24 protein-coding genes are annotated in these 20,988 nt (G+C 69.8%); 11 read left to right on the top strand and 13 right to left on the bottom strand.

What is annotated here, in order from left to right:
• The first annotated feature begins 98 nt into the window (after nt 1-98).
• Genes ETD86_RS39320 through ETD86_RS39310 form a run of 3 tightly spaced genes read left to right on the top strand, consistent with a single transcriptional unit; the run spans nt 99 to nt 2,519 of the window.
• Nucleotides 99-887: a carbohydrate ABC transporter permease gene (locus ETD86_RS39320; RefSeq protein ID WP_211370599.1), complete on the top strand. Its 789-nt coding sequence runs from the start codon at nt 99-101 to the stop codon at nt 885-887.
• A gap of 31 nt (nt 888-918) precedes the next feature.
• Complete coding sequence (locus ETD86_RS39315; protein WP_138671718.1) at nt 919-1,818, top strand: carbohydrate ABC transporter permease; 900 nt, start codon at nt 919-921, stop codon at nt 1,816-1,818.
• A complete protein-coding gene (locus tag ETD86_RS39310) occupies nt 1,815-2,519 on the top strand; it encodes a ferredoxin-NADPH reductase (protein WP_138671717.1) in 705 nt (234 codons plus the stop codon). Before ETD86_RS39315 ends, ETD86_RS39310 begins: the two co-directional genes overlap by 4 nt.
• Here ETD86_RS39310 and ETD86_RS39305 read toward each other — a convergent pair.
• The 6 genes from ETD86_RS39305 to ETD86_RS39275 form a co-directional block, all read right to left on the bottom strand.
• Nucleotides 2,410-3,900, bottom strand: a complete 1,491-nt coding sequence (locus tag ETD86_RS39305; RefSeq protein WP_138671716.1) for a glycosyltransferase — start codon at nt 3,898-3,900, stop codon at nt 2,410-2,412. The genes ETD86_RS39310 and ETD86_RS39305 overlap by 110 nt on opposite strands.
• A 409-nt stretch (nt 3,901-4,309) precedes the next feature.
• Nucleotides 4,310-5,065 carry a hypothetical protein gene (locus ETD86_RS39300; protein ID WP_138671715.1) on the bottom strand — a complete coding sequence of 252 codons (756 nt, stop codon included), beginning with the start codon at nt 5,063-5,065 and terminating at the stop codon, nt 4,310-4,312.
• A gap of 54 nt (nt 5,066-5,119) precedes the next feature.
• Nucleotides 5,120-5,737 carry a protein-L-isoaspartate(D-aspartate) O-methyltransferase gene (locus ETD86_RS39295; protein WP_138671714.1) on the bottom strand — a complete coding sequence of 206 codons (618 nt, stop codon included), beginning with the start codon at nt 5,735-5,737 and terminating at the stop codon, nt 5,120-5,122.
• 39 nt (nt 5,738-5,776) lie between these two features.
• A complete protein-coding gene (locus tag ETD86_RS39290; protein ID WP_138671713.1) occupies nt 5,777-6,445 on the bottom strand; it encodes a GNAT family N-acetyltransferase in 669 nt (222 codons plus the stop codon).
• A gap of 208 nt (nt 6,446-6,653) precedes the next feature.
• Entirely contained in the window at nt 6,654-8,099 is a 1,446-nt protein-coding gene (gene argG / locus ETD86_RS39280) for an argininosuccinate synthase (RefSeq protein WP_138671712.1), read from the bottom strand.
• Between the two features lie 78 nt (nt 8,100-8,177).
• On the bottom strand, nt 8,178-9,188 hold the full coding sequence (locus tag ETD86_RS39275; RefSeq protein WP_138671711.1) for a LacI family DNA-binding transcriptional regulator: 1,011 nt from the start codon (nt 9,186-9,188) through the stop codon (nt 8,178-8,180).
• A 299-nt stretch (nt 9,189-9,487) separates the two neighbouring features.
• On the opposite strand from ETD86_RS39275, the gene ETD86_RS58635 reads away from it, so the two are divergent.
• From ETD86_RS58635 to ETD86_RS39265, 3 genes are all read left to right on the top strand, one after another.
• Nucleotides 9,488-9,970 carry an MFS transporter gene (locus ETD86_RS58635; protein WP_246148926.1) on the top strand — a complete coding sequence of 161 codons (483 nt, stop codon included), beginning with the start codon at nt 9,488-9,490 and terminating at the stop codon, nt 9,968-9,970.
• Complete coding sequence (locus tag ETD86_RS39270; protein ID WP_246148929.1) at nt 9,877-10,560, top strand: MFS transporter; 684 nt, start codon at nt 9,877-9,879, stop codon at nt 10,558-10,560. Before ETD86_RS58635 ends, ETD86_RS39270 begins: the two co-directional genes overlap by 94 nt.
• Nucleotides 10,561-10,724: 164 nt before the next feature.
• A complete protein-coding gene (locus tag ETD86_RS39265) occupies nt 10,725-11,264 on the top strand; it encodes a Dps family protein (protein WP_138671721.1) in 540 nt (179 codons plus the stop codon).
• A 3-nt stretch (nt 11,265-11,267) separates the two neighbouring features.
• Here the strand turns inward: ETD86_RS39265 and ETD86_RS39260 are convergent, their stop codons facing one another.
• On the bottom strand, nt 11,268-12,095 hold the full coding sequence (locus ETD86_RS39260; RefSeq protein ID WP_138671709.1) for a class I SAM-dependent methyltransferase: 828 nt from the start codon (nt 12,093-12,095) through the stop codon (nt 11,268-11,270).
• A 71-nt stretch (nt 12,096-12,166) separates the two neighbouring features.
• Between ETD86_RS39260 and ETD86_RS39255 the strand changes: the two genes are divergently transcribed.
• Nucleotides 12,167-12,631, top strand: a complete 465-nt coding sequence (locus ETD86_RS39255; RefSeq protein WP_211370598.1) for a hypothetical protein — start codon at nt 12,167-12,169, stop codon at nt 12,629-12,631.
• 42 nt (nt 12,632-12,673) lie between these two features.
• Here ETD86_RS39255 and tnpA read toward each other — a convergent pair whose 3' ends face one another.
• On the bottom strand, nt 12,674-13,105 hold the full coding sequence (tnpA, locus tag ETD86_RS39250) for an IS200/IS605 family transposase (RefSeq protein ID WP_138671708.1): 432 nt from the start codon (nt 13,103-13,105) through the stop codon (nt 12,674-12,676).
• Between the two features lie 77 nt (nt 13,106-13,182).
• On the opposite strand from tnpA, the gene ETD86_RS39245 reads away from it, so the two are divergent.
• The 3 genes from ETD86_RS39245 (at nt 13,183) to ETD86_RS39235 (ending at nt 15,438) form a co-directional block, all read left to right on the top strand.
• Complete coding sequence (locus ETD86_RS39245; protein ID WP_138671707.1) at nt 13,183-13,794, top strand: hypothetical protein; 612 nt, start codon at nt 13,183-13,185, stop codon at nt 13,792-13,794.
• Nucleotides 13,795-13,963: 169 nt separating this feature from the next.
• Nucleotides 13,964-14,929, top strand: coding sequence for a threo-3-hydroxy-L-aspartate ammonia-lyase (locus tag ETD86_RS39240; protein ID WP_138671706.1), 966 nt, complete (start codon nt 13,964-13,966; stop codon nt 14,927-14,929).
• Nucleotides 14,930-15,057: 128 nt separating this feature from the next.
• Nucleotides 15,058-15,438 (top strand): BlaI/MecI/CopY family transcriptional regulator, encoded by a 381-nt coding sequence (locus ETD86_RS39235; protein WP_138671705.1) that lies wholly within the window; start codon nt 15,058-15,060, stop codon nt 15,436-15,438.
• A 7-nt stretch (nt 15,439-15,445) separates the two neighbouring features.
• On the opposite strand, the gene ETD86_RS39230 is transcribed toward ETD86_RS39235, so the two are convergent.
• Together ETD86_RS39230 and ETD86_RS39225 are read right to left on the bottom strand one after the other, a co-directional pair.
• Nucleotides 15,446-16,186 carry a methyltransferase domain-containing protein gene (locus ETD86_RS39230; protein WP_138671704.1) on the bottom strand — a complete coding sequence of 247 codons (741 nt, stop codon included), beginning with the start codon at nt 16,184-16,186 and terminating at the stop codon, nt 15,446-15,448.
• A gap of 103 nt (nt 16,187-16,289) precedes the next feature.
• A complete protein-coding gene (locus ETD86_RS39225; protein WP_211370597.1) occupies nt 16,290-17,570 on the bottom strand; it encodes a BtrH N-terminal domain-containing protein in 1,281 nt (426 codons plus the stop codon).
• Between the two features lie 274 nt (nt 17,571-17,844).
• Between ETD86_RS39225 and ETD86_RS39220 the strand changes: the two genes are divergently transcribed.
• Nucleotides 17,845-19,023: a collagen-like domain-containing protein gene (locus tag ETD86_RS39220; RefSeq protein ID WP_138671703.1), complete on the top strand. Its 1,179-nt coding sequence runs from the start codon at nt 17,845-17,847 to the stop codon at nt 19,021-19,023.
• Here the strand turns inward: ETD86_RS39220 and ETD86_RS39215 are convergent.
• The 3 genes from ETD86_RS39215 to ETD86_RS39205 form a co-directional block, all read right to left on the bottom strand.
• Nucleotides 19,020-19,997 (bottom strand): helix-turn-helix domain-containing protein, encoded by a 978-nt coding sequence (locus tag ETD86_RS39215; protein ID WP_138671702.1) that lies wholly within the window; start codon nt 19,995-19,997, stop codon nt 19,020-19,022. The two genes, ETD86_RS39220 and ETD86_RS39215, sit on opposite strands and share 4 nt — an antisense overlap.
• A gap of 107 nt (nt 19,998-20,104) precedes the next feature.
• Nucleotides 20,105-20,647 (bottom strand): hypothetical protein, encoded by a 543-nt coding sequence (locus ETD86_RS39210; protein ID WP_138671701.1) that lies wholly within the window; start codon nt 20,645-20,647, stop codon nt 20,105-20,107.
• Between the two features lie 160 nt (nt 20,648-20,807).
• Nucleotides 20,808-20,988 (bottom strand): LuxR C-terminal-related transcriptional regulator (locus ETD86_RS39205; RefSeq protein WP_138671700.1); only part of this gene is annotated, 181 nt, incomplete at its 5' end.

The raw sequence follows: 20,988 nt of genomic DNA, 5'->3' as shown, positions 1-20,988 counted from the left end.
GAGGAGTCATGGGGCCTTCTTGGTGCGCTACCTGGCCGGGCTGCAGACGATCCCCAAGGAGTACTACGAGGCCGCGCGGGTGGACGGCGCGAGCACCGATGCTCGCGGCCTTCGCCTTGGCGTTCCTGGACTGGGACTCCTACAGCACGCCGGAGTGGGTGGGGCTGAAGAACTTCCAGCGGCTGTGGGCTGACGAGAACTTCCACGTCGCCCTGCGCAACACCCTCTACTACGCGGCGGGCCACATCCCGTTGACGCTGGTGGCGGCCCTCGGTCTGGCCATCGCGCTCAACCGGAAGCTGCGCGGGGTGGCGTTCTTCCGCACCGCGGCGTTCTTCCCGTACATCACCTCGCTGGTCGCCGTGGCGATCGTGTGGAACACGTTGTTCAACCCGACGGCGGGGCCGATCAACCAGATCCTCGAAGCGCTCGGCGTGGCCGACCCGCCCCGGTGGGTGGCCAGCACCGACTGGGCGATGCCGGCCGTGATCGTCACCAGCGTCTGGCGGGACATGGGGTACTACATGGTGCTCTACCTGGCCGGGCTGCAGACGATCCCCAAGGAGTACTACGAGGCCGCGCGGGTGGACGGCGCGAGCACCTGGCAGCGCTTCTGGAACATCACGCTGCCGTGCCTGCGGCCCACGACGTTCTTCGTCCTCGTCATGCTGACGATCCAGAGCTTCAAGGTCCTCGACCTCATCGTGGTCATGACCGACGGCGGCCCCGGCCGCAGCACGCTGGTGCTGGCCCAGCTCGTCTACCGGGAAGGCATCACCGAAGGCAAGTTCGGCTACTCGTCGGCGGTCGCCCTGGTGTTGTTCGTCATCGTCCTGACCGTCACCGTCGTCCAGTTCCGTATCAACGAGCGGAGGAGCGCCCGATGACGTTCCGTATCGACGCGGGGAGGAGTGCCCGATGACCACGCTGCACGACGCTCCCCCGGCCGCCGCCCGGCCGCGCCCGCCCGCGACGTCCGAGGACGGGGACCACTCCGGCCGCAGCCCCGTCCGCAAGGCCCTGGCCTACCTCTCGCTCACCGTCGTCATGCTGCTCGTGCTCGTGCCGTTCGCCTGGATGTTGTCGTCCTCGCTGAAGCGCGACAACGAGGTCTTCGCGATCCCCATCCAGTGGATCCCCGAGGAGCTGCGCTGGTCGAACTTCGTGGACATCTGGGAACGCATCCCGCTGCTGACCTACCTGGGCAACTCGGCGTTCCTGTCCATGACGATCACGCTGTTGCAGGTGCTCACCGGGAGCTTCGCGGCCTACGGGTTCTCCAAGGTGCGCTTCCCCGGCCGGGACGCGCTCTTCCTCGCCTACATCGCCACCATCGCGGTGCCGTGGCAGGCGTACATGGTGCCGCAGTACATCATGATGCAGCAGGCGGAGCTGACGAACACCTACTGGGCGATCATCCTGCTGCAGGCGTTCGGCGCGTTCGGCGTGTTCCTCATGCGCCAGTACTACATGTCCATCCCGGACGACCTGTGCGAGGCGGCCAGGATCGACGGGCTGAGCGAGTACGGCATCTACTGGCGGATCATCCTGCCGCTGTCCAAACCGGCGCTCGCCAGCCTGGCCCTGCTCACCTTCGTCAACACGTGGAACGACTACATGGGGCCGTTCATCTACCTGTCGGACAACGAGTTGTGGACCGTCCAGCTCGGCCTGCGCTCGTTCGTCGGGCAGTACGACGCCGACTACGCGATGATGATGACCGGCGCGGTGGTGTCGGTGCTGCCGATCCTGGTCATCTTCCTGCTGGGACAGCGGTACTTCATCCGCGGCATCGCGACGAGCGGGCTGAAGGGATGAGCGGGCACGGTGCCGGGTCGCCGGTCCGCCGCCTGCTCCGCCCGGCCGAACAGGCGACGTACGAGAAGGTCTTCTCCACCGTCTACGTCGGTCTCATGACGAACGTCCTGCTCGCCGTCGCCTGCGCACCGCTCCTGGCGGCGCTGGCGATCGTGCGGGACCCGCTGGCGTCCTGGCCGTTCTTCGCCGCGTTGTCCGCACTGTGCGCGCCCGCCCTGACCGGCGCCTTCGCCTGCTTCGCCGCCCTGGGCGATGGCTCGACCACCGTCTTCCGCACCTTCTGGCAGGCCTACCGCCGCCACGCCCCTCGCGCGCTGGCGCTCTGGGCGGCCGGCGCCGCGACCGTGAGCATCCTGGCCCTGGACGCCGTCGTCGTGTCCCGCACCCCATGGGGCCCGGCGCTCACCCCGTTCTTCGCCACGGCGGCGGCCCTGGTGGCGGCCGTGCTCCTGGCCTCACTGGTGCTCCTGTCCGAGCCGGGGCGCCAGCCCGGACGACTGCGGGACCTCGTGCGCCCCAGCCTGTACCTGGTGGCGCGGCGCTGGTACCTGGCCGCCCTCAGCATCGCCGTCCTGGTGCTGGCCGCGGCTGTCATCCTGGTGAAGCCGGTGGCCGGCCTCCTGGTGTTGTGCTCGCCCCTGCTGTACGTCGCGTGGGCGACGACCCGGTACGTCGTCGCCCCGGCCCATCTATCGAGGTAGCGCCCACCGTGGTGAGCTCGTCGGCGCCCGGCTCCGTCGCCGTCCCGAGGTCGGGTGCGGCGCCGATGGACACCTCCACCGCCTGACGCGTCGACCAGCCGGTCTTCAGGAACGTGAGAAGCCCCACGTACTGCAGCACAGTGCACAGATAGAGGTTCACCAGCGACGAAAGCGGCGCCATCGCGAACCTCAGCAGCTGCTGCCGATAGGTCATGTCGGGGCGCCGGACGATGAGGTACCGGACCGTGCGGATGTAGGCGGCCAGGACCGCGAAACCCAGGAACGGCACCGCGAGCTGACCGGCTTCGGCCGGATGGCGGATCATCAGCAAGGGCAGGGCAAGGGTGCCCAGCACGAAACTGGCGAACTGCCACAAAACCAACCACCACGCGGGCTTGGTCAGCGGACACATCTGGATGAGCCAGCCGCCGCCCCAGAACCATGACCGCCACCACCGGACGCGTTGCCTGGTCAGATGGGACAGGTTCTCCGGCAGCAGGGTGTAGCCGACCGACCGCTCCTGGATCACCGTCCGCCCCTCCAGCACGGCGTAGCCGGTGAGCATCCGGTCGTCCCCCGTCACGACGGGGCGTCCGCAGACGGTCTGCGTGAGGTACGCCTCCCGATATTTCCGTATGACGTCCGCGCGATAGAACGACAGCGCCCCACAGTTCACCACCACGGAGCCGACACGGGACCAGGAGGCGCGGCCATTGAGGAACGACATCACGAATGACAGGTCCACCAGCCGCGTCAGCATGTTCTTCCGCTGGTTGAGACCCAGGAGCAAGGCGGCCACGCCGGTGATGTCGGCGCGGGCGAACGGCGCGATGCCTTCGCGGACGGCGTTCCGGTCCAAGACGGTGTCGGAGTCCATCGTGCAGAAGATGTCCGCGTCCGGGTCGGCGTCGAACGCGACCGCCTGCGCTCGGCGTTTGCCGATCCGGCCGGTGACGTCGTAGCGAACTTCGAGGTCCAGGGGGCGGGTCAGCGCCCAGTCGTCGAAGACGAGCCGGCAGTCGTTGTTGGTGGAGCCGTTGTCGATGACATGGAGGCGCTGCGGGAGCCGGGACTGTCCGGCGACACTGTCGAGGAGCGCGCGGAACGTCTTCGGGTCCTCGTTGAACAGCGGCACCACCACGGTGACCCGCCGCCCGCCCAGCAGCTTGGCCTGCTGGGCGGAGGGGCGGACGTCGACATGCGTGTGCGCCGTGATCGCCGCGAACGCCAGCCAGCAGAACGCGAAGGCGTCGATGGCGACCAGATGCGACGGGTGGTCCACGACGCGGGCGACGTGGTGATGTGCGTACGCGGTCAGGACCGCGCCGAGAACCAGGGCGAACCCCAGGTAGCGGCGGCGGCCGGCCTCGTCAAGGTGCATGACGGCGGCTCTCCGGCGTCCGGCGCATACGACCGGTGAGGCGAACGACGAGACCGCCCGCCAAGATCACTCCAAGTACGAGCGCCACGTGCCACAGTGACGTGTACGTCATGCCAGTGACGGCCAGCGCTCCTGTTGCAGCGCGGCCCAGTCCAAATCCGACCATTTAATTCCCCGTTACCGTATTTGCGCGGACTGCAGCGGCCGGAACGGGCGTTTTGCTGGTGGGCCATGAGCCCTAAGGAGGAGGGGCGGCCACCGCAGAGCCAAATATATGAGGCCCTATCCGTTCCATCCCCGCGCGTCGGCCCCGAGTGCGGTAATAGACCGGGCAAGGCTCGGTGTGTGGCAGCCTGCGGCAATGGTCCGTCCACTCCCGGACAAATGCAGACACCGGATCCAGGCAGGTTCAGGCGATCAGCCGGTAGAACACCGGCATCGAGCCGGTACGGTTCGCGGCCAGGTTGGCCTGCACGAAGCCGCGGAATCCCGGGCTGCTGACCTGACGCCACAACAGCCGCAGCACACCCGTGTCCCAGTGGCCGTGGTTGACCGCCACGTAGTCGGCCTTCTCGCCGGCGTCCGGGACGAGCATCAGCGAGTTCGACGCCTGCGTGTGGTGGACGTACCAGGCGGCGAGGTGCTCCCACAGCTCCAGGACGACCTCGGGATCGTCGCCGACGAAGTGGTTGAAGATGTAGACGCCCCGCCGGTCGCGGCCGACCTGGGCGATACGCTTGGCGTTGCGGCCGAGCAGTTCGTGGGTGTCGTCGGCGTCCTTGTCCAGCTCCTGACGCAGAGCGGCGTACGGGGCGCTGTCGCGGACCTCACGCGCGGCCTGCGGCGAGGCCGTCTCGACGAGCGCGACCACGTCGAAACGGGCCAGGTGGACGGAGTCGCGGTGGTCCCGGACGTACGGCAGGACGCCCAGCGGCGGCATCACGAGCGCGTCGAACAACGACACGTGCCGGACGTCCTCGCGGGAACGTAGTTGCTCAGCGCAACCGTGCAGCCGGAGGAACAGGTTCCGCTTGGCCCGGCCCATGGGCAGGACAGGCGGGCGCGGGCTGACGTGCCCGCTGAGGAGCAGGTATCCGTACGGGAAGGGGTCGTCGAGATCGACCCGGCCGTGTCCCGCCTGGGGGTTGACGATACGCACCGGCATGGTGGTCTCCCTCGTCACGTATAGATGACCGCGACCAGCTACCCCGAAGCCGCCTCATACATGCTCTCCGACGAGGGGGACGAACTGCGCGGGCGTCACCGCTCGCTGCCGCTCCAGGCGGCCGTGCTGCTTGGTGTACAGCGTGACGATGTCGGCCACGGTCGCCGCGATGGGCATGACCAGGCGGCCGCCCTCCGCGAGCTGCTCGGCCAACGGGCCGGGCACGGATGGGGCCGCGGCCGAGACGATGATCGCGTCGAAGGGAGCGTGCTCCGGCAGGCCGGCGGTGCCGTCGCCGACCACGACGTCAACGTTGGGCACGTCCAGTGCGGCGAGGTTGGCCCGCGCGTGCTCGGCCAGGTCCGCGTACCGCTCCACCGAGTACACATGGCCGGCCAGGTGCGCCAGCAGGGCGGTCTGGTACCCGTACCCGGTGCCGATCTCCAGGACGGTGTCCTTGTCCGCCGGCATCAGCGCGTCGATCATCTGGGCGACCAGTGACGGCTGGGAGGTCGGCTGCCCGTGGCCGATCGGGATCGGCTCGTCCCGCTCGGCACGCGCTGCCGAGCGCGGCGGCACGAAGTGCTCGCGCGGCGTGGCGGCGACCGCGGCCAGCAGGCGGGGGTCGGTCATCCCCATCCGCCGGATGATCTCCACCAGATTCCTGGCCATGCCTTTCCCGCTCCCCCGGCGCCCGGGAAGCACACCTGCTCAGACCGCACCCGGACCCGGATCATCCTGTTGTCCGAAGTCGATCCGCATGACCACGCGCCGGACGGTGGGATGGCTGACCTCCCTGAACCCGGCCTCCTCGAAGACCTGACGTGTCCCCACGTGTGTCTCGCCCCAGATGATCTCCTTGCCCGGCTGGGTGATCATCGGGTACGCCTCGAGCGCACGGGCGCCACGCTCGCGGGCGAAGTCGATCGTGGCCAGGGCGAGCGGATAGGTGAGGCCGCGGCCCCGGTACCCCTTGCGGACCACGAAGCAGGTCACCGCCCAGATCCCGTCGTCGTCCTTGTCCTCGGAACGGCCGGCCCACGGGACGCGCGAGGTCCGCAGCTTGGGGTACGCCGTCCGCGGCTCCACCGCGACCCAGCCGGCCGGCTGGTCGTCGACGTACGCCACCATGCCGCTGGTGGCCACGGCGTCCGGGTCGCCGCAGGCGGTCTGCGCCTGGAGCATCGCGGTCCGCCCCTCCTGCGTGGAGTCACGCCAGATCCAGCCGACGACCTTGAACCTCTGGCACTGGCACCGCCCCGCGTCGCGACCGAAGATCGCCGCGAGGTCGTCCCACGACGCCTCGTTGGCGGGGACGATGGTCAGGCGCTCGGCCGGGATCGGCGCCTGCGCGGCCTGAAGGGCAGTGTCCTCGGTCATGCACCGCATGTTAGGTTCCCTTCCGGACGTTCTGCTTCCGGATTGTGGGGCCGAGGCACTCGGTCTGGTCATGGCCGTGATCGACGGTCACCACGACGCGAGCGACCCCACTGACCCGGTCGGCAGCGCGCTCAGCACGATCATGCGAGCACTGCCGGAACCGGTGGCCGCCCAGGCCGAGACCGTCCGCCGGACCACGCTCCTGTGGTCAGTCGGTGCCGGCCTCCATGGCGGCGTTGTCGAGCAGCTCGTCGCCGGGGACCTCGCCGCTGGAGGCGATCGCCTCGGCCCCGCCCTCCGGCATGGCGCCGATCAGGCCCGTCGGGGTAGCCTGCGTGGCGCCGATCAACGTCGGGTGCGAGCCGCCGACGATGCCGAGCCGGGCGTACTGCTCCAGCTTGGCGCGGGAGTCGGCGATGTCGAGGTTGCGCATGGTCAGCTGGCCGATGCGGTCGACCGGCCCGAAGGCGGAGTCCTCGGTCCGCTCCATGGACAGCTTGTCCGGGTGGTAGCTGAAGGAAGGTCCGGACGTGTCCAGGATGGAGTAGTCCTCGCCGCGCCGCAGCCGCAGGGTCACCTCGCCGGTGACCGCCGCACCGACCCAGCGCTGCAGCGACTCGCGCAGCATGAGCGCCTGCGGGTCCAGCCAGCGGCCTTCGTACAGGAGCCGGCCCAGGCGCCGGCCCTCGACGTGGTAGGCGGCGAGGGTGTCCTCGTTGTGGATCGCGTTGACCAGCCGCTCGTACGCCGCGTGCAGCAGCGCCATGCCCGGCGCCTCGTAGATGCCCCGGCTCTTGGCCTCGATGATCCGGTTCTCGATCTGGTCGGACATGCCCAGGCCGTGCCGGCCGCCGATGGCGTTGGCCTCCAGCACCAGGTCGACGGCGGAGGCGAACTCCTTGCCGTTGATGGTCACCGGTCGCCCCTGCTCGAAGCCGATCGTGACGTCCTCGGCGGCGATCTCGACCTCGGGGTCCCAGAACCGCACGCCCATGATCGGCTCGACGATCTCGATGCCCGTGTCGAGGTGCTCGAGCGACTTGGCCTCGTGGGTCGCGCCCCAGATGTTCGCGTCCGTGGAGTAGGCCTTCTCCGTGCTGTCCCGGTAGGGCAGGTCGCGGGCGAGCAGCCACTCCGACATCTCCCTGCGCCCGCCGAGCTCGCTGACGAAGTCGGCGTCCAGCCACGGCTTGTAGATGCGCAGGGAGGGGTTGGCGAGCAGGCCGTAGCGGTAGAACCGCTCGATGTCGTTGCCCTTGAAGGTGGAGCCGTCACCCCAGATCTGCACGCCGTCCTCGAGCATCGCGCGCACCAGCAGGGTGCCCGTGACGGCCCGGCCGAGCGGGGTGGTGTTGAAGTAGGTGCGGACGCCGGACCGGATGTGGAACGCCCCGCAGGCCAGCGCGGCGAGCCCTTCTTCCACGAGCGCCGCCCGGCAGTCGACCAGCCGGGCGACCTCCGCGCCGTAGGCCGTGGCGCGGCCGGGCACCGAGGCGATGTCGGGCTCGTCGTACTGGCCGATCTCGGCGGTGTAGGTGCACGGCACTGCACCCTTCTCGCGCATCCACGCGACCGCTACCGAGGTGTCGAGGCCGCCGGAGAAGGCGATCCCGACACGTTCACCGACAGGCAGGGAGGTGAGTACCTTGGACACGAGCAGAAGTATATACACATGAATGCATGACCATGCAATGCGGTCCCGCGGCGACACACGCGTGTCGGTCAGCGAGGGTCAGGCGGCCAGGCTCGACTCGCGGACGACCAGCTCCGTGGCGAGCTCGACGTGGTGGGACTCGATCTTCTCGCCGGAGGCCAGCCGCAGCGCGGTACGCAGGGCGACCTTGCCCATCTCGCGCAGCGGCTGGCGCACGGTGGTCAGTTGGGGCGACGTCATGGTGGCGATCTCGGTGTCGTCGAAGCCGACGACGCTGAGGTCTTCCGGGATGCGTAAACCGCGGGCCCTGGCGACCTGCATGGCGGCCGCGGCACACTCGTCGCTGACGGCGAAGACGGCCGTCGGCGGGGAGGGCAGCTCGAGCAGCGCGGTCGCTTCCTTCATCCCGTCGGGGTAGCAGAAGCCCGCGGTGCGGACGTATTCGGGTGGTACGGGCACGCCGGCGGCCTCCATGGCCGCGCGGTAGCCCTGCATGCGCGCCTGGTTGGAGGCCGCGTTCGCGGGGCCGCCGAGATAGGCGATGCGGCGGTGGCCGAGGGCCAGCAGGTGCTGGGTGGCGGACAGGCCGCCGGCGAAGTTGGTGGAGCCGACGCTGCTCACGGGGCCGGCCGGCGGGTTGGGCGGGTCGACGACGACCACCGGGAGCTGGGCCAGGGACAGCGCGGCGACCTGGGCCGAGGTCGGTTCGTTGGCAAGGATGATCATGGCCAGGCGGCCGGCCGCGACCAGGTCGCCCACCCAGGAGGCATCGTCGTCGGCCTTCATGTGGGTGACGACGACCCCCACGCCCGACTCGGCGCCGGCCTCGATCGCACCTTTGATGATCTCCGTGGAGTACGCGCACAACTCCCCGTCCACCCACACCTCCACCGTGGCCGGGCGCGCCTCCTGAGCCCGGCGTGACGCGCGGGGAACGTAGCCGTGTTCGAGCAGCAGGGACTGCACCAGGGACCGGGTGGCCGGCGCGACGTCGCTGCGACCGTTGAGCACCTTGGACACGGTGGCGACGGACAGGCCCGCCGATGCGGCGACGGCGGCCAACGTGGTACGTCTGGGACTGCTCGGCATCGATTCCTCCCTAACGCACTCATTCAGTGCTCGGTCGTCGACCTGCATCAGCGGAGCCACCGTCAACGATCCCGGGCCACCCACCGCCGGCCCCCTGAACTGCGGTGGTGTCGAGCGCACCCACTGTGTTGATCTTCTCCACCGGATGCGTGACATTTTACCAACGGCATGCCGTTCCTGCAGCGCAAATCTGGCTGGACTCTTGCACATAGGAGCTTTTCGGCCAGCCCTGGCTCCGGGCGGCGCCGAACGTCAAACGGTTTGCTTGCCTCCGGCCATCACCGTGATGATTGCGGAATATGTGGCCAGAGGGAGATTTCTGGCGATTTGCGTGGGCCAACGGCATCACCCAGCTGGGCACGCAGGTCACGACCGTCGCACTCCCCCTCACCGCGCTGCTCGCGCTGAACGCAGGAGCCTTCGAGCTCGGGGTCCTGTCCGCGGCGCAGATGGTGGCGTTTCTGCTGATCGGACTGCCCGCGGGCGTATGGGTGGACCGGGCACGGCGCCGCCCGATCCTCATCTGGTCCGACGTCGCACGCGGCGTCGCCCTGCTGTCCATCCCCGTGGCCGCGTGGCTCGGCGTGCTCACCCTGCCGCACCTGTACGCCGTCGCGCTCGTGCTGGGCGTCGGCACCGTCTTCTTCGACGTCGCCCACATGAGTTTCCTGCCGACGCCGTCAGCTACCTGGCCTCCGCACTGCTGCTGTCGGGCGTACGGGCCGAGGAGCAGCCGCGGCGCAGCGACCGGGCCGTACGCCATGAGGTCGTGGAGGGCATGAGATTCGTCACCGGCGAGCCGGTGCTGCGCAGGATCGCGGTCGGCGGCGCGCTGGTGATGGCCGCCAACGGCGTCTGCGCGGTCGGAATGCCTCTCTACCTGGTCAAGGAGCTCGGCTTGGGCTCGGCCCCGTACGGACTGCTCATGTCGGCGGTCGCCGTCGGCTCGCTGGCGGGCGCGATGCTCGTGGCCCGCGTCACGGTCCGGTTCGGTCCCGGCCGCAGCCTGTACGGCTCGGCCGTCCTCGCCACTGTGCTCTACCTGCCTGCGCTGGCGACCGGGCCGGGCTGGCCGCTGCTGTTGCTTCCCGTGGCCGGGGCGATGTTCGGCGCCGCCTCCTCGATCTTCGGCGTGGCCCTGCTCAGCTACCGCCAGCGCGTCACCCCCGGCCATCTGCTCGGGCGGGTCAACGCCAGCATGCGCTTCCTCATGTGGGGCGCGGCACCGCTCGGCGGGCTGGCCGGCGGGGCGCTGGGCGAGTGGCTCGGCGGCTACGCGGCCTTCGCCACGGGCATCGCCGTGATGAGCCTCGCCCACCTGGCCGTGGCCACCGCGCCCGCGATCATGAGAAGGACCGCTACCACCCTCTGAGCGTACGACCCGTGCGCTGCGCCTCAGCGGAAGGGTGGTTTGACCTGCTTTTGTGGTGGTCTGTGGTGGCCCTTGGCGGAGCGCCGGGGAGGTTTCCCGGCGTGCCATTCAAACGTTCCACCAAGACATCCCGCGTCAAAACCGACAGCCAGCCGTGGCTGCACATGAACGGCGTGGAGATCCAGGAGTTCGGCACCGTGCGGATGTTCCCGCTCGGGCTCTCCTATGACGCGCGCATGTACTCCTGCCAGCGGCTCAACCAGATCCTGGCCGACACCCAGATCCTCTACGGCCTCTACAAGAAGCACCACTGGCTGATGCGCGGCCCGACGTTCTACCAGCTCCACCTGCTGCTCGACAAGCACGCCGAGGAGCAGCTGGAGCTGGTGGACAAGATCGCCGAGCGGGTCCAGACGCTCGGCGGCGTCGCGGTCGGGGACCCGCGCCACGTCGCCGAGATCACCGTGATCCCGCGCCCGCCCGACGGCGCCGAGGAGGTGCCGGCCATGCTCTCCCGCCTGATCGAGGCGCACGAGACCATCCTGATCGCCGCCCACGACGCGGCCGGCCGCGCCCAGGAGATGGGCGACGACGGCACCAACGACCTGCTGATCTCCGACGTCGTCCGCACCGGCGAGATGCAGGCCTGGTTCATCATCGAGCATCTGGTCGACACCCCGCTGGTCGAGTCCCCGGGAAAGTGAGCGTCAGCGGCGGATCCCGATGGCCTCCAGGTACTCGCCGGCCGCCAGCACGGTCCCGTCGTCGGCCGCGTTGAACTTCTCGGGCACCTCGGCAAGGTCCGCGGCGAAACTCGCCCGTGTGGCCTCGTCCAAGGTGCCCGCCAGGCGGTGGATCGGCCCGTAGTTCGCCAGGAACCATTCCGCGAAGTGCTCGGGCGAGCGGTAGCAGAACTCGAACGTCCGCGTCTTGAGCGCGACCCACTCGACCTCGCCGCCGAACAGCTCCCGCAGCCGCTCCGGCGTGCCCCACAACATCGGGGACCTGACCTGCGGCGGGGGCGGCGCGTACCGGCCGATCGTCCGGAACAGCGCGCCGACCAGCCCGTCGGGCGTCCAGCTGGCCAGTCCGATCGTGCCGCCCGGCCGCGTCACCCGCGCCAGCTCGGCCGCGGCCCGCTCCTGGTCGGGCGCGAACATCACGCCGACCGTGCTGAGCGTGACGTCGTAGGCCGCCTCGGAGCACGGCAGCCGTTCCGCGTCCCCTTCCACGAACGTCACCTCCAGGTGCTCGGCGGCGGCCCGCTCGCGGCCCTGGTCGAGCAGGCCGGGCACGTAGTCGACGCCGGTCGCCGCGGCGAAGCGCCGCGCGCCGGCGATGGCCACGTTGCCCTGGCCGCAGGCCACGTCGAGGATGCTCTGCCCGGCACGTACGCCGGCCGCCTCCACCAGGCGTTCCGCCATGATCTGCAAGGTGACGCCGACGCGTGCGTAGTCACCGGACTCCCACCCCAGACGCTGGCGTTCCTTGAGCGCGGCCAGGTCGACGGCCCCCGGCGTGTGTGCTGCCCCCATGATCTCTCCCCTGATCCGGGCGCCGTCCCGGATGGCGGCGCCCCCACACAAAGGCCGTTCCATGCCGGGACATGACGTGGAACGGACGGCGGCATCGACCGACGGCCCGTTCTGGATGTGGGCCCACCGCGCTCGCGCTAACCCCGGCCGCTCAGGCCGCCACCCAGAACACCAGCACCACAACCATCAGCTGGGGCACGTTCTTCTCCAGCAACCACAAGGCCTACACCTTCGGCAAGACCGCCAAGCACGGCGGCGGCGTCCACGTGAAGTGGTACGGCGTCGACAAGGTCGGCGGGAAGAAGGGCTGGGTGCGGTTCGAGTACTACAAGAACGGCTCCTGGGACGGCCAGGTCACCAGCGGCTGGAAGGGCCACGGGATCAAGAAGATCTACACCTTCACCTGTTGGGCCGGCAAGTTCGACAACTGCGGCAAGAAGTACCGCATCTACCGAGGTGCGGGCCAGTGCTCCCGCCTTCAGGTGGGAGGTGGAGGCCCGGGCGGGAAGGCCCTCAAGGGCCTGAGCGTGCCCTAACCCGTGTTTGGGAACCGGGTCGTGACCAGACCTGGTCTTGTCTCATTTCTGGGGCTGGTCCTGGGACTGGATGTACGTGCGGACGGTGGCCAGATTCGCGCCGCCGGTCGAGCCGGCGTAGTAGGAGCGGGACCAGAAGTGGCCGTCCCACAGGTATTGGCGGACGTGGGCGCTGTATTCCTGGCGGAGGTAGCGGGCCGAGACGCCTTTGAGGGAGTTGACGAGGGAGGACAGGGCGATCTTGGGCGGATAGCGAACGAGGAGATGAACGTGGTCGTGCTCGCCGTTGAACTCGGCCAGCTCGCAGTCGAACTTCTCGCACACCTCTTTCATGATCTGTTCGCAGCGCTCCAGCATGGGGTCGGTGAAGACGTCCCGCCGATATTTCGTGACAAACACCAAATGCGCGGATAGATCGTGAACGCAGTGCCGTCCCTTTCTGACCTCGGGATTCGGTTCCCATCGCGGTGACATACACCAAACGATAGAATGAGTTACGTGGGTCAGGTGGGGCTGGAGAAACGCAAGCGTGCTCTGTTGCGCGCCTGGAGTTGGACCAGCGGCAGATCGCCGTCTTGGACGGTCAGGCGCACCACGCGCGCACGGTGTGGAACCTGCTGCACGAGTTCTTCACCTTCCGGCAGGGACGGTTCGCGTCCCTGGCCCAGTGCGACGAGGCCATCCGACTCGCCCGTAAAGAGATCGACTGGCTCAAAGACCTGCCCGCCCAAGCGGCGCAAGCCGTGCTGAAGACCTACCGGCAGGCGTGGAAGAACTTCTTCAACCCCGGCCACCCGGCCGGGCGCCCCACGTTCAAGAGCCGATTCTCCTCCCGGATGGCCGTGGACGTGCCCCAGGGGCGGGACCTGAACATCACCCGGATCAACCGGCGGTGGGGCGCGGTCGCCATCCCCAAACTCGGCCGGGTTCGGTTCCGGTGGACACAAGACCTGCCGGGGGTCACCAAGGGCGGAGGAGAGGGGAAGATCACGGGTGCCCGGCTGGTCAAGGAAACCACCGGCTGGCACATCGTGTTCCGCACCCAGACCATGCACGCACCCCCGGCCCCGCACCAGGGGCCCGCACCCAGATGCATCGGTACAACTCAGCCGCCGGACAGGCGGTCACTGGACGTGGAGGCCCTGCCGTACTGGGGCCGATGAAGCGTCAAGCAGCTCATGGCGGGACTACCCGCACCGCCCCGCAACGGGTGGCCGCGTAGCGGCCATGAGAATCCTCCCCATTCATGGGGAGGAGCGCGTCAATAGATCGTGGAGGATGGACGGGACGCGGCGCGCCCATCATTCCCGGCACCGCGCAGGAGGAGCACGCATGTCCATCGCACTCCCGGTCACCCTGGACGACGTCCACGACGCCGCCGCCCGGCTCAAGGGCGTCGCTCACCGCACACCCGTGCTGCGCTCACGAACGCTGGACGCCCTGGTCGGAGCGGAGGTCTTCGTCAAGTGTGAGAACTTCCAGCGCATCGGCGCGTTCAAGTTCCGCGGCGCCTACAACGCCGTCTCCAGGCTCTCGCCCGAGCAGTTGGCCAGGGGCATCGCCGCGTACTCCTCCGGCAACCACGCCCAGGCGGTCGCCCTGGCCGCCCGCGAGCTGGGCAGCACCGCCGTGATCGTCATGCCCGAGGACACACCCCGCTCCAAGAGGGAGGCCACCGCCGGCTACGGCGCCGAGATCGTCACCTATGACCGCTACACCGGCGACCGGGTGGCCATCGGCGAGGCACTGGCCGCCGAGCGGGGGCTGGCGCTGATCCCCCCGTACGAACATCTGCACGTCATCGCCGGGCAGGGCACCGCCACGCTGGAGCTGATCGAGGAGGTCGGCGAACTGGACGCGGTGCTGGTGCCCATCGGCGGCGGCGGACTGATCGCCGGCAGCGCCACGGCGGCCAAGGGCCTGCACCCGAGCATCCGGGTGATCGGCGTGGAGCCCGAGGCAGGCGACGACACCAAGCGGTCGCTGAGCGCGGGCCGGCGGGTGTCGATCCCCGTCCCGCGGACGATCGCCGACGGGCAGGCCGCGGAGATCCCGGGCGAGCTGACGTTCTCGATCAACAAGCATCTGGTGGACGAGATCGTCCTGGTCTCCGACGACGAGATCCGGGCGGCGATGCGGCTGGCGTTCGAACGCATGAAGATCGTCATCGAGCCGAGCGGCGCCACCCCGCTGGCCGCGCTGCTGGCCGGCCGCCTGGACCGCGTGCCACCCCGGATCGGCCTGATCGTCTCCGGGGGCAACATCGACGCCGCCCGCTTCGCCGAGTTGTGCTCGTAGAAGGGACGCGGGTCAGGGCTTGCGGGCGACGCCGGCTACTACGAAGCACGTTAGTGGCCGGCTACGAGGCCGCCTCGCCCCCGTCGCGGTCAGGGCGCTCGTCTACGACGGCCGGTAGCATCGAGGGCATGGTGCGCGGGTTGGGCGAGCTCGAGTCCACGATCATGGATCGCATGTGGGCACGACGCCGGCCTGCCTCCGTGCGGGAGGTGCTGGAGGAGTTGCGGCTGGAGCGCGACATCGCCTACACCACCGTGATGACCGTGATGGACAAGCTGCACACCAAGGGCCTGCTCAAACGCCGGCCGGTCGGCCGGGCCTACGTGTACGAGCCGGTCGCCTCGAAGGAGGCGTACACCGCGGACCTGATGCGCAGCGCCCTGGCCGGCAGCGGCAACCAGGCCGCCACGCTCGTGCACTTCCTCGAACGGCTCACCCCGGAGGAGACCATCGCGCTGGAGGCGGCCCTCCAGGTGTTCCCGCCCAAGGGCCGGCCACCGCAGGTCTGATCAGACCTCAGGGCCGCCTGGCCGAGGCCACGAAGATCGGTATGGCCAGGAACATCCGGTCCGACCGGGCGCGGCCGGTCTGCTCGGCCACCCAGGCGATCTCCTGCTCGGCGGTGAGGGCCCCGGCCGTGCGGGCGGCCGCGGCGATCCGCACGAGCAGCGGCGCCATCGTGGCGTCGGTGAAGACGGCCGTGTGCACCTCCACGGCCACGTCCTCGAACGCGGCGTCGAGCAGCAGGTTGCGGTAGCGGCGGGCGGCCCGGGGGCCGGGGATCAGGTCGGCGCGGGCATGCACGATGGTGCGGGTGAGCGCCGGATCGTCGGAGTCGATGACCAGTGTGTCCCAGTCCTGGCCGACCAGCACGACCCGCCCGCCCGGCACGAGCACCCGCCTGGCCTCGGCCAGCGCCTTGGCGGGGTCGGGCAGCTCGTGGAGCACCTTGTCGGCCCGGTACCCGGCCACCGTGCCGTCCTCGAGCGGCAGGACGCAGGCGTCCCCGACGCGGAAGTCGGCTTGGGGCCACCGGCCGCGGGCCACCGCGATCATCTCGTCGCTGAGGTCCACGCCGATGGCCCGCGCACCGCGTTCCGCCAGCTCGCCGACGGCCCGCCCGGCGCCGCAGCCCACGTCCACCACGCCGGCCCCGTCACGGAGATCGAGCAGCTCGTACGAGCGGGCACGCAGCGCGGTGACGTCCGGCATGGCGTCGGCGGCGTCCAGCACCTGGATGAGTTCTGTCTTGGACATGGCAGCCAGCATGCGACTTCAAGCCGACTTGAAGTCAATCACCGGATCAGCGGGACCAAGCCGCAATCGACAAGGCACCCAACTTCTCTGGAACGGAAGCCGCTCAGCGGGTGACTACCCCCAGGTGGGCGATCGCGGCCCTTTCCGCCTCGTAAATGGTGCCCAGGTAGGCGCTGAGATCGGCGAAGAGCGCGGCGGTGTCGGTGGCGGTGAGGGATTCGTTCGCGGCGGCCCGCGCCTGCCACAACAACCGGCCGTTCTCGGCCGCCTCCTCGCCGGCCGCGCTGCCGTCCGCCATGACGCCCTCCTTGATCGCCGCGGTCAGCTCGCGGACCCGGGCGAACTCCGGCACCTCAGCCGGGAGCGCCGCCTCGGCCAGCCCGTGCCACAGGGCGGAGATCTCCCTGTACCGGCCGGCCAGGCCGGCCAGCTCCGGCTCGGCCAGCAGCGCGGCGGCCTCGTCCAGCGCGTCGGCGAACAACGCGCGCAGGTTCCCGCCGTCCATGCCGACCGGCTCCGCCCCCTCCCACACCGACAGCAGCGCATCGGCCAGTCCACGGCCGTCGGCGAAGACCTTCGGCCAGGCCTTGGCGTTGCGGGTGTCGGTCAGCAGCCGCGCCCACTTCCGCCACGCAGGAAGGGAGAACGAGTCGGAGGCCGCCGACAGGTGGGCGGCGCAGTCCCGCAGCCCCTCGCGGGCCGCGTCCGCCAGCGCCGCCTCGTCCGGCTTGGCGTCGCCGAGCACGTGCATGACGTTCTTGTACGACGGCACCCGCGCCCGCGCGGCGTCCAGCCGCTCCCGCGGGATGCGGATCGGCGCCTGGCCACGGTCGTCGAGGTACACGCCGCTCTCGTCACGCCGGTAGGCCACCACGGGGCCGCCGCCGTGCCCGTCGAGCGCGGCGGGCAACTGCCAGTAGCCGAGGTGGTAGCGGTCGGGCAGGATCACGCACGGCCGCCCGGCGTCCAGCTCAGCGGCGAGCCGGTCACCGGCGGCCCGGACTCCGGCCGTGTGGTGCTCCTCGTACGGCACCCCGAGCCGGCCGAGCGTCTTGGCCATCCACCGGTCGTGGTATTGCCACTGGTTGCGGAAGCCAAGGGTCACGTGGCGGGACTGGTCGTGCTTGAACTCCCACAAGATGTAGCCCGCGCCGATGCCTCCGCCGGTCAGGAACACCAGGGGCTCGCTCAGGGAGACGCCCTGGTTGACGAGGACGGCGGTGATCGCCGCGCTGGACGGATGCCGCCCGCCGGCGAACCGCCAGCCCGCGTCGGTGTGCGTCTCCTCCTGGCCCAGCACGTGGTTGCGGGCTGTCGTGTAGCTCTCGCCGGTCTTGGCCATCCGCGCGCGGATGCGTGCCTTGAGCTGCTTCTTGCTGGTCATGACGGCTCTTCCTGCGGCCATCGCCAGGACCCGGCCCACGCCCGCGGCCCGTGGCGGCCGCGAAAGGATCGCCTGCCGGTCAGACCACCGCTCCCGAGGCGCATGACGTCCCCTTTGCCCCCGCGGTCGGCGTGCCGCGTGGGGGCACGCTCAGGGGGTTGGGCGGGAGAGCACCGCCACGTATCGCATGGTAGTACAGCCGTCTACGCCCGGCCAGGCACGTTTTGGTGGGGTAGTTGGGGCATAAGGTGGTGGGTTGCACCAGAATGGGGGGATGGCATACCCTCCACAGCCTCCGCAGCCCCAGCAGCCACAAGAACCGTGGGGCCCGCAGGCACAGGGAACACCACAGGGACCCGGCCAACCAGGGTACGGCCAGACACCCCCGCAACCGGGGTACGGCCCACCTCACGCACAACCAGGTCATGGCCCCCAGCCAGGGCAGACGGTCCCGCAACCGGGCTATGGCCAGCAGGGCCCGTATGGACAACAGGACCCCTACGGCCAGCAGGGCCCGCAGAACCCGTATGGCCCTCCGAATCAGCAGGGTCCGCAGGGCCCATACGGCCCCCCGAATCAGCAGGCCCCGCAGAACCCGTACGGCCCCCCGAATCAGCAGGGTCCGCAGAACCCGTACGGCCCGCAGAACCAGTATCCCCAGAACCAGTACCCGCAGCCGGGCCCGTACGGCCAGGGCCAGCAGTTCGGCCCGCCGCCCCGGCGCAACAACGGCCTGATCATCGGGCTCGCGGTCGCCCTGGGCGTGCTTCTCCTGGGCGGCGGCACCGTCGGCGCCATCGTCTACCTCAACTCCTCCGACTCGACGTCGACCGTGGCCCTGCGGAGCGCCACGCCGACCACCCCCACGACGCCGCCCCAGCAGTCGGACCCGCCGTCGACCACGCCGTCGGATCCGCCCTCCTCCGATCCCAGCACGACCCCCAGCGAGCCGCAGCCCACGTCGAAGCGGCCCCAGCCGGGCTCGCCGATCACGCACAACGAGTTCGACGACTGGAAATTCGGCCTGGGCGGCGTCAAGTACAACGCCGACAAGGTCGGCGGCTGGACGTACGACAGCTGCGACCCGGTGGACGGCGAGGGTGTGCTGGCCAAGTACGACTGCGAGCGCGCCATCGAGATCGCGTACTCGGCGTACGGCGGTCACCTCAAGGCGGTGCAGCTCATGATGTCGTTCCCGAACGAGAAGGCCGCGAAGAACACCGCCACGCGGCTGGCCAAGCTCACCTCGGACGCGGTGACGTGGCGTAAGGACAAGGCGCACGCCAGTTACGTGTACGGAAAGATCCGATCGGGCGCCTCCAAGAAGTACCTGATCGTCACGATCGTCACCGCGGACAAGTCGGCCAAGGCGCGGGCCGAGAAGTTCCACGGGTTCCTGCAGGCCGACCACGCGAGCTACTTCCTGCTGCGCGACCTCATGATCACCAGCTAGCGCCCCGACGCCCTGCGGAACTCGGCCGGCGGCAGCCCGTACGCGGCGCGGAACGACTTGGTGAACTGTGCCGCGTCGGGAAAGCCCCAGCGCGCTCCCGTGGCGCGTACCGGCCGGTCCGCCAGGACGGGGTCGAGCAGGTCACGGCGGCAATGCTCCAGCCTGCGCCGCCTGATCCAGTCGGCCACGCCGCACCCTTCCGCTTCGAAGAGTTTGTACAGGTAGCGGAGCGAGATGTGGTGGGCGTCGGCGACGGTCGCCGGGGAGAGGCCGGGGTCGCCGAGCCGTTCCTCCACGAAGGCCTGGATGCGGGTCAGCAGCGCCCGCGTGCGGCCGGCCGGCGGGATCGCACGCTCCATGCGAGCGGCCAGCGCCACGCCGAGCAGGTCGAGCATCGCCATGCTGAGGCGTACCCCGTCGGCGGCCTCGGCCACGTCGTCGAGGCAGCCGGGCAGCCGTCCGATGAGCGACGTGACCAGCGCCGGCACCCCCTCGTCCCCGGAGATCGGCACGTCGACCAACTCCGCCACCTCGTACTCGGGCAGCGGCAGCAGCTCCTTGGGGAACGACACGCAGATGGCCCGCCTGGGCTCGAACACGCACCGGTACGGCCGCGAGAACTCCGTCAGCACGAACGCCCCCGGCGGCAGCTGGATCTCGCTGGCGCCCCGGTAGGTCACGGTGTGCCCGTGGGTCGTCATGAACACCTTGTACGAGCCGGCGAGCTGCTCGCACGGCCCGCCACGGGCCTCGCCCGGGCTGCGCTCGCGTAACTCCGTCACGTTCACCCGGCCGAGCCTGCCCTGCACGATCTCGCTGCTGAACGACGGTGCGCAGGCGTACCGCAGGTCCATCGGGGCGACGGACCGGTTGACGATCTCCTGCCAGTAGTCGACGCGTGAGGACACCGGCGCGTCCTCCGCGCGGTAGTGCACGCGCATGTTCGCTTCCTCCCCCGATGAGTTCGCGTACATCTCCGTGATTGTCCGCCTCGCCGCGCGTCGTGTCTGTGCACTTGTGCACAGACGTCGGCGGGCCGGCCCCGTACGCCCCCGGGGCCGGCCCGCCTGGCTCCACCCGCTCAGCCGATGCTGAAGCTGCCCTTGAAGTCCGCGCTCTTCACCCCGCCGAACAGCGCCCCCGCCGAGCACTTGCCCGTGCCCTTGAGCAGGCTCGTGTCGAATTTGCCGGTGAACCGCCGGCCCGCGAACGGGCCCTCCGTCACCACGCCGGTCACCCTGGCCGTGTTGAGCACGGTCTCGGCAATGGCGATGTCGGCCTTGCTGGTCTGCTTGGAGCCGTTCATGTCCCACTCGATGGCCGCCGTGCCGGTGCCGGTGCCGAAGTCGCTCGCCACGCAGCTCAGGTCCACGTCGCCGAAGCTCGCGGTGATGCGGGCCGACGTGATGCCCATGTCGCTGTGGTCGATGCAGGTGCTCTTCACGCCCTGGTACGTCACGATCTCCGACTGCGGGAACATCTGCACGCCGGGAGTGAAGTGGGTCTGGCCGACGGCCACGCAGGAGATCGAGTCGGCGGCGTACGCGGTCTGCGGGGCGGCGAGGAACAGGGCGGACACGCCGAGGGCGGCCATGGCGGGCAGGGTCTTGCCGAGCGTGGGCATGGGGCTGCTCCTTTCGTGGGCAGGACGAGTGCGGCGACAGACGGCCACCGCCCCTCCGTTGAGAGGCTCTCGATCACTGGACGCTACGAGCCGTGGCGCAAAGGCGATCCAAAACGACCGCCCGTGGCGACCAAGATGTCGTGGGCTCGGGCGCGCCGCGCTAGCCCAGCAGCCCGCGCCGGCGCGCCGCGGCGGCGGCCTGGGTGCGGGTCGAGACCTCCAGCTTGGCCAGGATGTTCGACACGTGCACGCTCACCGTCTTCTGCGCGATGAACAGCCGCTCGGCGATCTCCCGGTTGGTCAGCCCCTCCGCGACGAGTCGCAGCACCTCGGCCTCCCGA

Origin of the sequence: Nonomuraea turkmeniaca, from assembly GCF_005889735.1 — a bacterium.
Lineage (GTDB): Bacteria > Actinomycetota > Actinomycetes > Streptosporangiales > Streptosporangiaceae > Nonomuraea > Nonomuraea turkmeniaca.
The sequence above is the reverse complement of the archived record's forward strand: the minus strand, read 5'-3'. Positions and strand labels throughout refer to the sequence as shown.

What these genes read in the sequence shown, in the direction of transcription:
- ETD86_RS39275 (WP_138671711.1), bottom strand. Translation starts at nt 9,188, where the DNA reads ATGCCGAGCAGTCCCAGACGTACCACGTTGGCCGCCGTCGCCGCATCG.
- ETD86_RS39220 (WP_138671703.1), top strand. Translation starts at nt 17,845, where the DNA reads ATGGCATACCCTCCACAGCCTCCGCAGCCCCAGCAGCCACAAGAACCG.
- ETD86_RS39255 (WP_211370598.1), top strand. Translation starts at nt 12,167, where the DNA reads ATGACGTGGAACGGACGGCGGCATCGACCGACGGCCCGTTCTGGATGT.
- ETD86_RS39290 (WP_138671713.1), bottom strand. Translation starts at nt 6,445, where the DNA reads ATGACCGAGGACACTGCCCTTCAGGCCGCGCAGGCGCCGATCCCGGCC.
- ETD86_RS39265 (WP_138671721.1), top strand. Translation starts at nt 10,725, where the DNA reads ATGAACGGCGTGGAGATCCAGGAGTTCGGCACCGTGCGGATGTTCCCG.
- ETD86_RS39310 (WP_138671717.1), top strand. Translation starts at nt 1,815, where the DNA reads ATGAGCGGGCACGGTGCCGGGTCGCCGGTCCGCCGCCTGCTCCGCCCG.
- ETD86_RS39305 (WP_138671716.1), bottom strand. Translation starts at nt 3,900, where the DNA reads ATGCACCTTGACGAGGCCGGCCGCCGCCGCTACCTGGGGTTCGCCCTG.
- ETD86_RS39295 (WP_138671714.1), bottom strand. Translation starts at nt 5,737, where the DNA reads ATGGCCAGGAATCTGGTGGAGATCATCCGGCGGATGGGGATGACCGAC.
- ETD86_RS39260 (WP_138671709.1), bottom strand. Translation starts at nt 12,095, where the DNA reads ATGGGGGCAGCACACACGCCGGGGGCCGTCGACCTGGCCGCGCTCAAG.
- ETD86_RS39215 (WP_138671702.1), bottom strand. Translation starts at nt 19,997, where the DNA reads ATGTACGCGAACTCATCGGGGGAGGAAGCGAACATGCGCGTGCACTAC.
- ETD86_RS39230 (WP_138671704.1), bottom strand. Translation starts at nt 16,186, where the DNA reads ATGTCCAAGACAGAACTCATCCAGGTGCTGGACGCCGCCGACGCCATG.
- ETD86_RS39210 (WP_138671701.1), bottom strand. Translation starts at nt 20,647, where the DNA reads ATGCCCACGCTCGGCAAGACCCTGCCCGCCATGGCCGCCCTCGGCGTG.
- ETD86_RS39300 (WP_138671715.1), bottom strand. Translation starts at nt 5,065, where the DNA reads ATGCCGGTGCGTATCGTCAACCCCCAGGCGGGACACGGCCGGGTCGAT.
- ETD86_RS39235 (WP_138671705.1), top strand. Translation starts at nt 15,058, where the DNA reads ATGGTGCGCGGGTTGGGCGAGCTCGAGTCCACGATCATGGATCGCATG.
- tnpA (WP_138671708.1), bottom strand. Translation starts at nt 13,105, where the DNA reads ATGTCACCGCGATGGGAACCGAATCCCGAGGTCAGAAAGGGACGGCAC.
- ETD86_RS39315 (WP_138671718.1), top strand. Translation starts at nt 919, where the DNA reads ATGACCACGCTGCACGACGCTCCCCCGGCCGCCGCCCGGCCGCGCCCG.
- ETD86_RS58635 (WP_246148926.1), top strand. Translation starts at nt 9,488, where the DNA reads ATGTGGCCAGAGGGAGATTTCTGGCGATTTGCGTGGGCCAACGGCATC.
- ETD86_RS39240 (WP_138671706.1), top strand. Translation starts at nt 13,964, where the DNA reads ATGTCCATCGCACTCCCGGTCACCCTGGACGACGTCCACGACGCCGCC.
- ETD86_RS39320 (WP_211370599.1), top strand. Translation starts at nt 99, where the DNA reads ATGCTCGCGGCCTTCGCCTTGGCGTTCCTGGACTGGGACTCCTACAGC.
- ETD86_RS39225 (WP_211370597.1), bottom strand. Translation starts at nt 17,570, where the DNA reads ATGACCAGCAAGAAGCAGCTCAAGGCACGCATCCGCGCGCGGATGGCC.